General features: G+C 43.1%; 14 protein-coding genes. 5 read left to right on the forward strand and 9 right to left on the reverse strand.

Annotation, left to right across the window (positions count from 1 at the left end; all coding sequences use genetic code 11):
• Positions 1 to 33: 33 nt before the first annotated feature.
• Entirely contained in the window at positions 34 to 1,035 is a 1,002-nt protein-coding gene (locus A9260_RS13815; protein ID WP_068699894.1) for a lytic murein transglycosylase, read from the reverse strand.
• A 36-nt stretch (positions 1,036 to 1,071) separates the two neighbouring features.
• Entirely contained in the window at positions 1,072 to 1,362 is a 291-nt protein-coding gene (locus tag A9260_RS13820) for a YcgL domain-containing protein (RefSeq protein ID WP_068699895.1), read from the reverse strand.
• A 178-nt stretch (positions 1,363 to 1,540) separates the two neighbouring features.
• Between A9260_RS13820 and minC the strand changes: the two genes are divergently transcribed.
• Genes minC through minE form a run of 3 tightly spaced genes read left to right on the forward strand, consistent with a single transcriptional unit; the run spans position 1,541 to position 3,293 of the window.
• Positions 1,541 to 2,203, forward strand: a complete 663-nt coding sequence (gene minC / locus A9260_RS13825) for a septum site-determining protein MinC (protein ID WP_068699896.1) — start codon at positions 1,541 to 1,543, stop codon at positions 2,201 to 2,203.
• A gap of 10 nt (positions 2,204 to 2,213) precedes the next feature.
• Positions 2,214 to 3,026, forward strand: coding sequence for a septum site-determining protein MinD (gene minD, locus A9260_RS13830; RefSeq protein ID WP_068699897.1), 813 nt, complete (start codon positions 2,214 to 2,216; stop codon positions 3,024 to 3,026).
• A 6-nt stretch (positions 3,027 to 3,032) separates the two neighbouring features.
• Entirely contained in the window at positions 3,033 to 3,293 is a 261-nt protein-coding gene (gene minE, locus A9260_RS13835) for a cell division topological specificity factor MinE (RefSeq protein WP_068699899.1), read from the forward strand.
• Between the two features lie 66 nt (positions 3,294 to 3,359).
• Here minE and rnd read toward each other — a convergent pair whose 3' ends face one another.
• From rnd to A9260_RS13865, 6 genes are all read right to left on the reverse strand, one after another.
• Positions 3,360 to 4,478: a ribonuclease D gene (gene rnd, locus A9260_RS13840; protein WP_068699901.1), complete on the reverse strand. Its 1,119-nt coding sequence runs from the start codon at positions 4,476 to 4,478 to the stop codon at positions 3,360 to 3,362.
• A gap of 110 nt (positions 4,479 to 4,588) precedes the next feature.
• A complete protein-coding gene (gene fadD / locus A9260_RS13845) occupies positions 4,589 to 6,271 on the reverse strand; it encodes a long-chain-fatty-acid--CoA ligase FadD (RefSeq protein ID WP_068699903.1) in 1,683 nt (560 codons plus the stop codon).
• Positions 6,272 to 6,402: 131 nt separating this feature from the next.
• Positions 6,403 to 7,251, reverse strand: coding sequence for an alpha/beta fold hydrolase (locus A9260_RS13850; RefSeq protein WP_068699905.1), 849 nt, complete (start codon positions 7,249 to 7,251; stop codon positions 6,403 to 6,405).
• Between the two features lie 20 nt (positions 7,252 to 7,271).
• Positions 7,272 to 7,826: a Slp family lipoprotein gene (locus tag A9260_RS13855; protein WP_068699907.1), complete on the reverse strand. Its 555-nt coding sequence runs from the start codon at positions 7,824 to 7,826 to the stop codon at positions 7,272 to 7,274.
• Positions 7,827 to 7,882: 56 nt separating this feature from the next.
• Positions 7,883 to 8,584 (reverse strand): tRNA (adenosine(37)-N6)-threonylcarbamoyltransferase complex dimerization subunit type 1 TsaB, encoded by a 702-nt coding sequence (gene tsaB / locus A9260_RS13860; protein ID WP_068699909.1) that lies wholly within the window; start codon positions 8,582 to 8,584, stop codon positions 7,883 to 7,885.
• A 38-nt stretch (positions 8,585 to 8,622) separates the two neighbouring features.
• Entirely contained in the window at positions 8,623 to 10,545 is a 1,923-nt protein-coding gene (locus A9260_RS13865; RefSeq protein WP_068699911.1) for an ATP-dependent DNA helicase, read from the reverse strand.
• Positions 10,546 to 10,722: 177 nt separating this feature from the next.
• Between A9260_RS13865 and purU the strand changes: the two genes are divergently transcribed.
• A complete protein-coding gene (gene purU / locus A9260_RS13870) occupies positions 10,723 to 11,556 on the forward strand; it encodes a formyltetrahydrofolate deformylase (protein ID WP_068699913.1) in 834 nt (277 codons plus the stop codon).
• Positions 11,557 to 11,599: 43 nt separating this feature from the next.
• Here purU and A9260_RS13875 read toward each other — a convergent pair whose 3' ends face one another.
• A complete protein-coding gene (locus tag A9260_RS13875; protein WP_082957129.1) occupies positions 11,600 to 12,175 on the reverse strand; it encodes a VOC family protein in 576 nt (191 codons plus the stop codon).
• A 204-nt stretch (positions 12,176 to 12,379) separates the two neighbouring features.
• Between A9260_RS13875 and argS the strand changes: the two genes are divergently transcribed.
• The gene (gene argS, locus A9260_RS13880) at positions 12,380 to 14,113 is read left to right on the forward strand and encodes an arginine--tRNA ligase (RefSeq protein ID WP_068699917.1); all 1,734 of its coding nucleotides are present in this window, start codon (positions 12,380 to 12,382) and stop codon (positions 14,111 to 14,113) included.
• The last annotated feature ends 56 nt before the right edge of the window (positions 14,114 to 14,169 follow it).

Genomic DNA, 14,169 nt, shown 5'->3' on the forward strand with positions numbered 1-14,169 from the left:
TCTTTTCTATGTAACGTTTATTTTACTCCGCCCCTACTTTAGCTGATCGGCCAGTGAGCTGACGGCTAAACCAAAGTAGTACGAGCGATTCCAATCCATCAATACCTGATAATTGTCATATACCAAATACACTCTGCCAGAGGGTGAATCTGGAGCAATAAGCCATGCATCAATCTCTTTGTTGAGCTTAGGCAAATCATGTCCTTGAAGATTACGCACGCCAAGTGCCTGCCATTGGATTAGCGTTTTTGCTTGTTGTGGTTTTAATCCAAAGTCTGATTTTTTAACTGGTTGACTTAGCGTTACCTGTCGACCCCAAGTGTATGTGTCATCCCAGCCAACTTGTTTTAAGTAATTAGCCGCTGAAGCAAAAACATCCGCTTCGCTGTGCCAAATATTATGGCTGCCATCACCATTACCATCCGCTGCATATTTTAAAAATGAGCTTGGCATAAACTGAGGTTGCCCCATTGCACCTGCCCAAGAGCCTTTCATGTCCGCGGCACTAATGTGCCCTTGGTCAATAATGGTTAATGCTGACATTACCTCATTACGAAAGAAGGCTTCTCTGCGCCCTTCATAAGCCATAGTCGACAACGCATCAATAACTTGGTATCCGCCAGTTAATGCACCAAAATTACTTTCTACGCCCCATAGAGCGACGATAAACCTAGGTTGAACGCCATACTCTTGACCAATGCGCTGCAGTTGCGTTTGATATTGACGATACTTTTGTTTAGCTTGCTTTACCTTCCATTGTGGCACGGCTCTTGGAAGGTATTGATCAAGGGTGAGTTTTGCTTCTGGCTGAGAACGATCTGATGAGACCGCTCTAGGTTTAAACTCAACACTCTCGAATGCACTATCCACCGTTTTGCGGCTAATGCCCTGCTCTATTGCCTCACTTTTTAAGGTTTTTACATACTCATCAAAACTCATTCCTCTATCAGAGATTTGAGTATTAGCTGATACGAAAAAACTACTGGCAAATACAATGAGCCCAGCGCTCTTTATGTATGTCAATTTCCCTATCATGCTGTCTCCATATTCAAATAACGTATTTAAAAGCGATTATTCGTTTTCTGCGTCACTTTGCTGTTTTTTACGTTCCTTATAACTCTCTAGTTCATTCACTACCGGTGGTGGAATTTGCAAGAAAAAACCATCCTTTAACAAAGACGCTTTCACCTTCTCTACATCCACCGTTGCCAGAGGACGCTTAGACAAATTCACTACCATTACCATGGTAGGTTTACCAAACATTTGCATCAGTTCGTCTGGCACACTAGAGAAGTCATCTTTTTTGGTAATGTAAAGATACATCCCTTGTTTTTTATTACTTTTATAAATTGCGCAAATCATACACAGCCTTGATCTATCGGGTTCATATCTAATATTAAGCAGTAAAAACATCGTTTTTAAAGACTTAGTTCGATTTTGGGTCTAAAACTAATATTTGACAACAAGTTTACTTGTCGAGTGTCGTTTCGATGGATAACATGACACCTAATTGTTTGATTATATGCCAAGGCTAGGTTAGATGTCTCAAACTCCAGATCTAAAGGGAAGCAGTTTTCCTCTTACTGTGCTTCATATGTATGAACACAACACCGATTCAGCTATTAGTTATTTGGATGAGAAGGTGGCAAAAGCCCCTGCTTTTTTCAAATCGGCTCCGGTGGTTATCAATCTATCTCAGGCAAACGCTGACCTAGACCTCACTCGCCTTAAACAAGGCATTATTAATATTGGTATGGTTCCTGTTGGAGTGACCGAATGTACCAATAAACACTTAGAAAAAGCAGCTCGTGAAGCTGGCCTTGCGGTCATGTCTGGAACTCAACGCCCAGATAAAGCACCCGTTGCAATTACGCCAAGTAAAATCGTTCGTAATCCAGTACGTTCTGGGCAACAAATTTACGCTAAAGACTGCGATCTGATTATACTCAGTCACGTAAGCGCAGGTGCTGAAGTGATTGCTGATGGTAGTATTCATATTTACGGCACTTTAAGAGGACGAGCGTTAGCTGGAGCAAATGGTCAATCGGCTTCAATAATCTGTCATAACATGCAAGCAGAATTAGTTTCTATTGCAGGAAACTATTGGCTTAGTGAACAAATAGAATCTCACTATTGGGGTGAGCAAGTGATCTTAAGTTTAACGGATCAAACCCTACACTGTGACCTTCTCAACATTAAATAAAGGATAAAGTATGGCACGTATTATTGTTGTCACTTCAGGAAAAGGCGGCGTAGGTAAAACCACCTCTAGTGCTGCTATTGCATCAGGTCTTGCTCTACAGGGCAAAAAGACCGCCGTTATCGATTTTGATATCGGCCTGCGTAACCTCGACTTAATTATGGGTTGTGAGCGCAGAGTAGTTTATGATTTCGTTAATGTTATCAATGGTGAAGCAACGCTTAACCAAGCACTGATTAAAGATAAGCGTACTGAGAATTTATTTATTCTTCCGGCTTCGCAAACTCGCGACAAAGATGCGCTATCTAAAGAAGGTGTTCAGCAGGTGCTTAATGACCTGGATGACATGGGCTTTGACTTCATCATCTGTGACTCTCCTGCCGGCATCGAGCAAGGCGCTCTAATGGCGCTGTATTTTGCAGATGAAGCAGTTGTGACAACTAACCCTGAAGTTTCTTCTGTTCGAGATTCTGATCGTATTTTAGGTATCCTTGATTCTAAGTCTCGACGTGCCGAGCAAGGTCTTGAGCCTGTTAAAACACATCTACTGCTTACTCGCTACCATCCAGCACGAGTGACTCAAGGTGAAATGCTCAGTGTGGAAGATGTTGAAGAGATTCTGCATATCAACTTGCTGGGCGTTATCCCAGAAAGCCAAGCGGTACTGAACGCATCAAACAAAGGTATTCCTGTGATTTTTGACGACCAGTCAGATGCAGGCATGGCATACAATGATACGGTGCAGCGCCTATTAGGTGAGCAAATCGAATTTCGATTCCTAACCGAACCGAAAAAAGGCATCTTTAAACGTCTATTTGGAGGTTAATTATCTATGTCTTTATTAGAGTTTTTCCGTCCGAAAAAGAAATCTACTGCTAACGTAGCGAAAGAGCGCCTGCAAATTATTGTTGCTGAGCGTCGCAGTCATGACGATCCTGCGCCATCTTATCTGCCAGAATTAAAAGCCGATATTCTCAGGGTGATCAGTAAGTACGTTGAGGTTGATCCTGATATGGTAAATGTCTCTTTTGAACAAAAAGATGACGATATATCGGTATTGGAGCTGAACGTTAAACTTCCTGAAGAAGAGTAACGACTCTCACCAACAAACAGTAAGCCCAATAAAGAGAAAGGCGATGAATCATCATCGCCTCTTTTTTTAATCTAGTTTTTTCAGTAAACGCTCGCCTAATAATGACTTACGCCAGCCCTGCATTAAATCAGGAGTGGCATCTTCCGCTTTGTCTTTTCGCCACACCCATGAGATTAACTGGTTAATCTGCTTTTTAGAGGCTAAGAATTCCGGCGCAAAATGGGATTGTTTGACCACTGTATTCACTTCATCTTTTAGCGTCTTAAATGTTTGCTTATAGTTGGGCAAATCTACCAGACGATCAATCTTTTCTGGCCATTCAGATTCTGGGGTATTTTGCGCATTACGCACAATATTGCCCAGTACCGTACTATAACGACGCACTGAGCGTACATCGCACTCTTGACGCTCCATATCACGACTAGATGTCAGATTAAAACGTGCAACACTCAAAAGATCGGCTTCTTTAAACACAAAGTTCAAAGCTAAGTCTTTGCGTAGTGCGGTTTCGTAACGCCAAATAGCCAGAGGCTTTAATACATTTAATTGCTTTGGTGACAACTGCCAAGCACCCTTGATATCAAGGTAGGCGTTTTCAGGGTTATGGTGGCGAATACGCTTGCCAACTTGATGCTTAGACTCTTGCAATGCATCTTGCCAATGCCCTGACTCTTGTAGCGCCGCATGCAGTTTATCAAATAACGGTTTCAGATAGAAAACATCAGCCGCAGCATAATCAAGCTGTTTATCGGTTAGTGGTCTTGCTAGCCAATCAGTGCGAGATTCACTCTTATCAAGATCAACCGATAAGTATTCACTGACTAAACTGGCAAAGCCGGTCGACAAACCATGACCTAAGAATGCAGCCATAACTTGAGTGTCGGCCATTGGCGTTGGCACACTTTGAAAATGATGCTGAAAAACTTCAATATCTTCACCGCAAGCATGCAGCACTTTCAATAAATCTTGGTCCTGAAGCAACTCGACAATTGGCGTGATATCGTCAATGACAGTGGTATCAATCAGGCTAAGTAGTTCGCCGTCATACATTTGCACCAAACCAAGCTGTGGAAAGAAGGTGCGAGTACGAACAAATTCAGTATCTAGCATTACCGCTTCTTTCTGTCGTGCTTGTGTGCACGCCTTGGCCAGAGTTTGAGTGTCTGTCACTATCTGAAAATTCAAAATGTTCTCTATACCTTAATTAAAACGCCCCACATTGCATTCGCAATTGCGTTTGCTCTGTAGGGCTAATACCAATCTTAGTCAGTGATTGGTAGGATATTCAGTATGGGTTATGCTGACTTTTTCGTCGCTTCGTTACTGCGTAATTCACGACGTAAAATCTTACCTACGTTAGTTTTAGGTAAATCTTCCATAAACGTAACAATCTTCGGTATCTTATAACCTGTTAGATGCTGACGGCAATGGTTAATTAACTCTTCTTTAGTCAATGATGGATCGCGTTTCACAACACAAATCTTAACCACTTCCCCAGAAACCTCATGAGGTTCGCCAATAGCCGCCACTTCTAGCACTTTACCATGCAGGGCAATCACATCTTCGATTTCGTTTGGATAAACATTGAAACCAGAAACTAGAATCATATCCTTCTTACGATCGACAATGTGCAAGAAACCTTCATCATCAAATTTCACGACATCACCTGTCGATAACCAACCGTCTTGATTGATCACTTCACGAGTTGCCTCAGGACGTTGCCAATAACCTTGCATAACCTGCGGGCCACGAACCTGAAGTTCGCCCACTTCGGTATGAGGAAGCTCATTGCCTTCATCATCAACAATACGAACCTCTGTAGACGGCACAGGAAGCCCGATTGAGCCATTGTAGTCAACCATGTCGTATGGACAGCCAGACACCAATGGTGAGCACTCTGTCAAACCGTAACCTTCCAACAAAAAAGTGCCTGTCGTTTTCTTCCATTTATCAGCCACCGCTTGTTGAACGGCCATACCACCGCCAACCGCAAGCTTCATTTTGCTAAAGTTAAGCTCATGAAAATCTTCGTTGTTCACTAAAGCGTTAAATAATGTATTTACCCCAGTAATCGCGGTGAAATTCACTTTTTTAAGCTCTTTAACAAAAGTAGGGATATCTCTAGGGTTGGTAATCAATAAATTATTTGCGCCCATTTCTAGGAACAACAGACCGTTTACCGTCAAAGCAAAAATATGATAAAGAGGCAAAGCAGTCACAACTAGCTCTTTACCTTCTTCTAATTTAGGTGCGTAAGCGCCTTTAGCTTGCAGTACGTTGGCAACCATATTGCGATGGGTTAACACTGCGCCTTTTGCCACACCTGTTGTACCACCGGTATATTGCAAGAAAGCGATATCTTCACCGCTCATAAACGGTTTTACATACTGTAGGCGACGGCCTTTATACAGTGCTTTTTTAAATGATATTGCACCCGGTAAGTCATATTTTGGCACCATGCCTTTGACGTACTTCACCACAAAATCAACTAATGTCCCTTTCGCGGTAGGCAGCATTTGACCCAGACTGGTCAGTATCACGTTTTTAACCGAAGTATTATCAACAATTTGCTCTAAGGTATTGGCAAAGTTGGACACGATAACAATGGTTTCTACTTGTGCATCGTTTAATTGATGTTCAAGCTCACGAGGCGTATAAAGCGGATTTACATTAACGGCAATACAGCCAGCACGAAGCACACCAAACAGAGCAATCGGATATTGCAATAAGTTGGGCATCATTAAAGCAACGCGATCGCCTTTCTTTAACTTGAGGTCATTTTGCAGATAAGCGGCAAATGCACGGCTTCTTTCTTCTAATTTACGATACGTCATTACCGAGCCCATATTTAAGAAGGCAGGCTGATCGGCAAATCGTTGAACACTGTTTTCAAACATCTCGACCAAAGATGGATAAGAGTCAGGGTCGATAGTTTCTGGTACATCAGAAGGATATCGAGAGAGCCAAGGTTTATTCACGTTAATACTCCTGAAAAATTTGGTTTCGCATTATATACGACTATCAGTATGAATTTGTTTGTTTTATTGCGATTTGATTACAGAATAGTCGGAAATTTGAAATGCATTCAAACGTAGGTCACAAAAGCCCATTAAGACGGCGAAATTTGCGTAATAATTGAGTTTGCTACTAATTTAGCAGCGCTTAAATGGCAATGATGCCCACCTTTAACTTGTAAAATATTTGCCTTTGTCGGGATATTTGTCTTCAAGTCACTAAAACCTGACTCTCCCAAAATAAGTAGATTTGAGCAAGGTAAGGCTTGAGTCACTTGATTGGCATGCTCCTGAGACATTCGATACAAAGATTGAGCTTTGAGTCTGTTGTCGTGTCGCCACTGCCATCCTTGCGGCGTATGCTGGGCATCTCTTTCCACCAGCGCCAACAGTAAATCTGAACTGAGGTTATAGCGAGCCGCGCGCAAATTTAGCATTTCCTCAAAGCTTGCAAAATAGCGCGGTGGTTTTTTGCTGATTCTCTGCCTGCTGAGCAGCCCTTTTCTTAAGCGAGTCAGCGCATTTTGTTCTGACTCCCAGATAGGTCCATAACCCTCAATTTGAATTAAATGGTCAACATTTTCAGGAAATGCGGCGCTATAACAACTGGTAATAAGTGCACCCATCGAGTGCCCAACCAGTGCTATAGGACAAGTGCTATGCGACTTTATTTGCAGCATCACTTGGTGAAGGCTATCGAGGTAATCATGAAAAGGATAAAAGCCCGCTTCGGCGTGGGAGCTTAGCCCATGCCCGGGAAGATCGATTGAGATTAAATTTGCGCTTGGTAGCCTCACAGACATTTCGTTCATTAAAGGCTGAAAACTGGCGGCATTATCTAGCCAGCCATGAACAAAAATAACGATATGGGAAGGAGTCTTAGGCTCATGGCAAAGCGCAGCTAACGTAAAGTCTCGAACCTGAAAAGTGCGATGTTTAAACACTCATTAACTCTCTTTTATTACTACTCAACACTTTGTATCACATAGCCTGTGGTTGGTCCGTAACGTGCATCTCGGCAATGCAATGAGCGACAAGGAAAACGGCTCACAGGCTGATCATGTACAATCAATTTTTCACGAATCTGCCATAGATGGTAACCGGTGGCATTTAATACCGGAAAGCGATACTCAAACTCTCCAACTTTACCTTCTTCATCGCTATCTGGATGACCAAGTACCGTCACCAAACGTCCTTCGGCAAACGTAGTTGGGTCAATAAACCCATCGATATAAGCGACAAATCGACCTTGAGGCTCAACACTGATGTTTGGCTTGCCGTCTTTTTTGATTGGAAGGTTAACCATTTCTAAACGGGTGCGACTTTCTAAGTTTGTCACTTTAGCGATCACGCCGCCCAGACGAATCTCAGAGGTTTTATCTGTTGGATTATTTATCCATGTTTCGTAATCCGTTACCACTTTTTTATCATCTGATGACACTAGTGTTTCAGGCAAGGCACTGCACCCTGTCATGATGATACCCAAAATGCTAATAACCAATAATTTACATACACTCATACTACGTCCTTGTACAACTGAATCTATATTTAACAATAGGGTTATTTTAAGTAATGCTACTCACGACCTGGCAGTTTTTTCCAAGCCACTTTATCGCGTAAATACACTGGCGAAGCTTGTTCTGCACTGATTTGATTGCCTTGCTCAAGTTCATGTTGAGCAATCACGACAATATCTTGTGACTCAGGGTAAAGCACGCCACTTTGTGTACGCTGTAAGCCAAGTTGATTCAGTTCATCAGCATACGCTTCCCAACCTGTACCTACTTGCGCCCATTGCTCGTCACTTTCGATATTTTGAGCCAGTAACTCTTGCGGTGCAATCACACATTCTTGATCTTCAGTATGCCATAGCCCTGACTCTAAGCGGCTAAAGCGTCCCCAGTAAACTTCACTCATGCGTGCGTCAATTGCAGCTGCTACATGCTTAGAGCCATTTTGACGATAAGCACCTTGCGCCATTGCCTGTAATGTTGAAACGCCTAGCATAGGTAAATCTGCGCCAAACGCTAAGCCTTGAGCAATGCCAATACCAATACGAACACCGGTAAAACTACCCGGACCACGACCAAACGCTAACGCATCTAAATCAGTGAGTTTGACACCAGCATCAACCAACAATTGATCGACCATAGGTAAGATTTTGCTGGTGTGCTCTCTTGGGGCAACTTCCCCTTTAAATAAAATCTCGCCATCAATTATAATGGCGGCAGAGCAAAATTCGGTTGAAGTATCTAGTGCTAGGATTTTCGCTTTCATCTGTTTCTCTATTCTTCGTTGTGCTCTAAGCCCCGAACTTATTGTTCGTTCGGTAGCTGCAAAAAATCAATAATGCTCGAAATGCTGCGCGTGCGCGGTATCGGAGGCAAACTGGATAAGAACATTTTGCCATAATCACGAGTGACCAAACGATTATCACAGATAATCAATGCACCTTTATCGCTTTGATCTCGGATTAAACGCCCCACCCCTTGCTTTAAAGAGATAACCGCATCAGGCAGTTGAACCTCATTAAAAGGGTCGCCACCATTGAGTTTACAATCTTCAATGCGGGCTTTTAGTAATGGATCATCCGGGGCGGTAAACGGTAATTTATCGATAATAACACAGCTTAATGCATCACCTCTAACATCTATCCCTTCCCAAAATGCCCCCGTTGCCACCAACAAGGCATTGCCCAATTGAGTGAACTCTTTAAGCAGTGCTTGCTTACTGCTTTCCCCTTGCATCAATACTGGCAAATCTAAGCATTGACGAAAACGCTCAGTTAGATTTTTCATCATGGCATGTGAGGTACACAAAAAGAAGCAACGACCGCCATTTGTCTCAATAACTGGCGTTAGCATAGTCACCAATTTTTCGGCCATTTGCGGACTGTTGGGCTCAGGTAAATATCGCGGCACACACAACCTTGCTTGAGATTGATAATCAAAAGGGCTGTTTAAGGCCAAGCTTTGTTTGGCTTTTAGTCCAAGGCGAGACGTAAAGTGATGAAAATCTCCTGACACCGATAATGTAGCGGAGGTAAAAATCCACGCGCCGCCGTGCGCATCCATCTGCTCTTGAAATTTATTGGCCACCGATAGCGGGGTAATGTTCAGCGAAAAGTGGCGCGGAGTACATTCAAACCAATAGGAGTAACCCATAATTGAAGTATCGCAGACTCGAGTCAGTCGATTTTGAATTTGAATGGTTCGATCAAACGCGGTGTCGAGTAATTGACTGCGCCCGAGCGCCATTTTCAACACATCGCGACACAGTTGTAGCGCATCTTGCAGTCGCTCGATTTCACGTTGTAACTTAGTGTTCTTTAATGCATCACGCCAATTACCACGAAAACCCGGTTCACCAAGGGCAAGACGCATCTCAGAGGCCGAACTTACCAACTTGTCAGCCACTTTTTGCAACTGACGCATATCTTTAGCTTCGGTGCGATAACCAATTTCAATGTCTTTGGCTAAATCCGCCACTTGTTTGGAGCTCATCGACTGACCAAAGTATTGGCTGGCAATATCGGGAATTTGATGAGCCTCATCAAAGATGAACACTTCCGCCTCTGGCAACAATTCACCAAAACCAGTTTCTTTGACTGCCATATCCGCTAAAAATAAATGATGGTTTACGACCACAAGATCCGCTTCAAGGGCTTTTCTACGCGCCTTAAACACAAAGCAGTCATCAAAGCTTGGGCACTCCTTGCCTAAGCAGTTTTCATTTGTTGAGGTAATGTCGGCAATGATTTTGCTGTCTTCAGCCAGATCTTCACATTCACCCAAGTCGCCACTTTTAGTGGCAGAAGACCAACCGCGGACCTTTACCAACTGGCTCAGTAATTGTGGGTCGGATTGATGGCTATGACTTTCAATAATTTGACGACTTAATCGGTCAAGGCACAGGTAATTAGAACGCCCCTTTAATAAAGCAATGCGCCCAGTAAAGCCAAGCGCCTCTTTCATCAAGGGTAAATCTCGATGATAAAGCTGTTCTTGTAAGTTTTTTGAACCGGTTGATACCACTGTTTTTTTGCCACTGAGCAACGCAGGAGCAAGATAGGCAAAGGTTTTACCTGTACCGGTTCCTGCCTCAACCACTAACTGCGATTGATCTTTGATAGCTTGCACCACACTTTGCGCCATCATTGTTTGCTCATCACGAGGCTGAAAACCTGAGATAGCTTGGCCTAGCGCGCCATCGGTGGAAAAAACAGTACGAATATTCAAAAAAGGCCTTAACGTTCATTGGCAACTGACAATGATAATTATGTCAGTTTTTACTGATAGGTGCGATACCCGACACTGCAAGCACTCGAATTTGCAAGGTAGCCCATAATTCGATATTGTCAAATGCTGCGATGTATCAACATCATACAATTATCAATCTTAAATCAAAGAGTTATCATGGAAAGAAAGACCCTACTTACTCACTGTTCGGACGAACCAGGCCTGATCGCAAAGATCACCAATATTTGTTACAAACATCAACTTAATATTATTCACAATAATGAGTTTGTTGATAATACCAGTGGCCACTTTTTTATGCGTACCGAGCTTGAGGGGAACTTCAACGACACGGTATTTATGGAAGATCTTAAGCTTGCTTTGCCAAACAATGCAGAGAAAAAACTGGTTGATTCGAGCAAAAAGAAAGTGGTGGTTTTAGTCACCAAAGAATCTCACTGTTTAGGTGATATTTTAATGAAAACATTCGATGGTAGCTTAAATGTCGATATTACTGCCGTAGTCAGTAACTACGATATTCTTGAGCCATTGGTTGATAAGTTTGATATACCATTTCGCCATGTCAGTCATGAAGGTCTCAACCGAGAAGAGCATGAGCTGAAAGTTCAAGAAGCGATTGATAGCTTTGATGCAGATTATTTGGTTTTAGCCAAATACATGCGCATTTTAACTCCGGGTTTTGTTGAGCATTACCAAAATCGCATCATCAATATTCACCACAGCTTTTTGCCTGCTTTTATTGGTGCTAAGCCGTACCTGCAAGCTTATGAGCGTGGCGTTAAGATCATTGGTGCTACCGCGCACTTTGTAACTAATGACTTAGATGAAGGCCCAATCATTAAGCAAGACGTTATCCCTGTTGATCATAACTTTAGCGCGCAAGATATGGCGCAAGCCGGTCGAGACGTAGAGAAGAATGTATTGAGCAAAGCCCTTAACAAAGTGGTCAATGACCATGTGTTTGTTTATGGCAATAAGACGGTCATTCTGTAAAGACTCTGGGAGTACTGGTTCCGAGGAACCAGTACTCAGAACCCTACCCTTGCTCTGATTCAACAATGCGTTTTAATGGATGTGGATGCAGTTTGATGCACAAACCATCCTTTTTAAAAGCAACGGTTGGGTTGGCAATACGCTCTCCCTCTCCTTTTGGACTCGATAGCTTCATTTTAAAATCACTGGTAGGGTTAAAGCTTGGCAATCTCTGTTGCAGATCCTTTAGGTACTCGTCGGCTGACTCTTTTGCTGACGGAATCACAAACTCAATGTGCTCCCAATCCTGCTTTGGATACGTTTTACCTGCCGCTGGATAGGGCAACTCTAAGCACTCTATTGACCAACTCCCCACTTTAATTGGCGTATTAAAAGCAATCACGACAATAGGTCGACCGTTAATCATCGCTTCTGATATTGTGCTACCCAGTTCAGACCATGCTTGATGGGCCAAAGCGGCTAATTCATGGTCATTAATACGCAGTGCAATATGATCGGCTTGATACTGCGTAAGGTCTAAACCTAGATTCTGTCCTAGCTTTTCGATGTTATTGGCAAACTGTTGTACTCGATCTAGCATCTGCTGTGGATGAAGACCTGCTGCGATTAAACGTTCCATTTTCATTGCCCTTTAGCCATTTCACTTTATTTTTGAAAAAGTTTACCTACAACACAGAGTTTTACTACTGATAATTGCCTGAGCAAGTCATTCAAGCGCTTTTAGATTTGCCATTAACTTGTTATCATTACCGCCATTTTTGTTACCTACGACACGAAAGCACAAATTGCTTTCTTGACAGTCCTTGAATTGAAGGAATTGCGTGTGAATATCCAAGCACTTATTAACGACAAAGTATCTCAAGCATTAGAAGCCGCAGGCGCGCCAGCAGGCAGTCCAGCGGCAGTGCGTCAATCTGCAAAAGCTCAGTTTGGTGACTACCAAGCTAACGGCGTAATGGGCGTAGCAAAGCGACTAGGTACAAACCCACGCGAATTTGCTCAGAAAGTGCTTGAGCACCTAGACCTTGAAGGCATTGCGAGCAAAACTGAAATCGCCGGTCCTGGTTTTATCAATATCTTCCTAAGCGAAGAGTTTTTGGCTAAGTCTGCTAAAGAAGCATTAGCTGATTCTCGTTTAGGCGTAAAAGCTGACGCGCCAACGACTATCGTTGCCGATTACTCAGCGCCTAACGTTGCTAAAGAAATGCACGTAGGTCACCTGCGCTCAACCATCATTGGTGACGCAGTAGTTCGTACTCTTGAGTTCTTAGGTCATAAAGTTATCCGTGCTAACCACATTGGTGACTGGGGTACTCAGTTCGGTATGCTGATTGCTAACCTTGAGCGTGTTCAAGAGCAAGAAGGCGAAGTTTCAATGAAACTGTCTGATCTTGAAGGCTTCTACCGCGAATCTAAAAAACTGTATGACGAAGACGAAGCATTTGCCGTTAAAGCTCGTAGCTATGTAGTAAAACTGCAAAGTGGCGATGCATTCTGCGTTGATATGTGGAAGAAGTTGGTTGATATCACCATGACTCAAAACCAACTTAACTACGACCGTTTAAACGTATCTCTAACTCGTGATGATGTGATGGGTGAAAGCCAATACAATCACATGCTAGCAAACGTGGTTGCTGACCTAAAAGAAAAAGGCCTAGCAAAAGAAGATGACGGCGCTCAAGTTGTGTTCCTTGATGAATACAAAAACAAAGATGGCGACCCTATGGGCGTTATCGTGCAAAAACGCGATGGTGGCTTCCTATACACCACCACCGATATTGCATGTGCTAAATACCGTTACGAAGAGCTTGGCGCTGACCGCGTGCTTTATTTCATCGATTCACGTCAACATCAGCATCTAATGCAAGCTTGGACTATCGTGCGTAAAGCAGGCTACGTACCAGAAGAGGTTTCTCTTGAGCACCACGCATTTGGCATGATGCTAGGTAAAGATGGTCGCCCATTCAAAACTCGTGCTGGCGGTACAGTTCGTCTTGTCGATTTACTGGATGAAGCTGAAGAGCGCGCGCAAAAGCTTATCGAATCTAAAAACCCTGAGCTTGCAGAAGAAGAGAAAAAATCAATTGCTTCAACAGTCGCAATGGCGGCAGTTAAATACGCAGATCTTTCTAAACACCGCACAACCGATTACGTGTTTGATTGGGACAACATGCTAGCATTTGAAGGCAACACAGCGCCTTACATGCAATATGCCTACACTCGTGTTGCTTCTGTATTTGCTAAAGCCGGTGTGTCTATGGACAACCTGCAAGGCGATATCATCATCACTGATGAAAAAGAAAAAGCACTAGCGGCTAAACTTATGCAGTTTGAAGAAGCAGTGCAGTCTGTTGCTCGTGAAGGTCAGCCACACATTATGTGTAGCTACTTGTTTGAACTAGCAGGTCAATTCTCTAGCTTCTACGAAGCATGCCCTATCCTAGTGGCAGAAGATGAAGCAACGAAACAAAGCCGTCTACAACTTGCCGCGTTAACTGCAAAAACCATTAAACAAGGCTTGTCTCTATTGGGTATCGAAACTCTAGAGCGCATGTAGTTTTAAATGAATCACCGTTAGCAAGTCATCTTGCTAAAATAAGTTCATACATAAGG

It is taken from the genome of Vibrio sp. UCD-FRSSP16_30, from assembly GCF_001676025.1.
Classification (GTDB): Bacteria; Pseudomonadota; Gammaproteobacteria; order Enterobacterales; family Vibrionaceae; genus Vibrio.

Coding starts and splice junctions, on each gene's coding strand:
- A9260_RS13815 (WP_068699894.1), bottom strand. CDS start 1,035: ATGATAGGGAAATTGACATACATAAAGAGCGCTGGGCTCATTGTATTT.
- A9260_RS13820 (WP_068699895.1), bottom strand. CDS start 1,362: ATGATTTGCGCAATTTATAAAAGTAATAAAAAACAAGGGATGTATCTT.
- minC (WP_068699896.1), top strand. CDS start 1,541: ATGTCTCAAACTCCAGATCTAAAGGGAAGCAGTTTTCCTCTTACTGTG.
- minD (WP_068699897.1), top strand. CDS start 2,214: ATGGCACGTATTATTGTTGTCACTTCAGGAAAAGGCGGCGTAGGTAAA.
- minE (WP_068699899.1), top strand. CDS start 3,033: ATGTCTTTATTAGAGTTTTTCCGTCCGAAAAAGAAATCTACTGCTAAC.
- A9260_RS13855 (WP_068699907.1), bottom strand. CDS start 7,826: ATGAGTGTATGTAAATTATTGGTTATTAGCATTTTGGGTATCATCATG.
- tsaB (WP_068699909.1), bottom strand. CDS start 8,584: ATGAAAGCGAAAATCCTAGCACTAGATACTTCAACCGAATTTTGCTCT.
- purU (WP_068699913.1), top strand. CDS start 10,723: ATGGAAAGAAAGACCCTACTTACTCACTGTTCGGACGAACCAGGCCTG.
- A9260_RS13875 (WP_082957129.1), bottom strand. CDS start 12,175: ATGGAACGTTTAATCGCAGCAGGTCTTCATCCACAGCAGATGCTAGAT.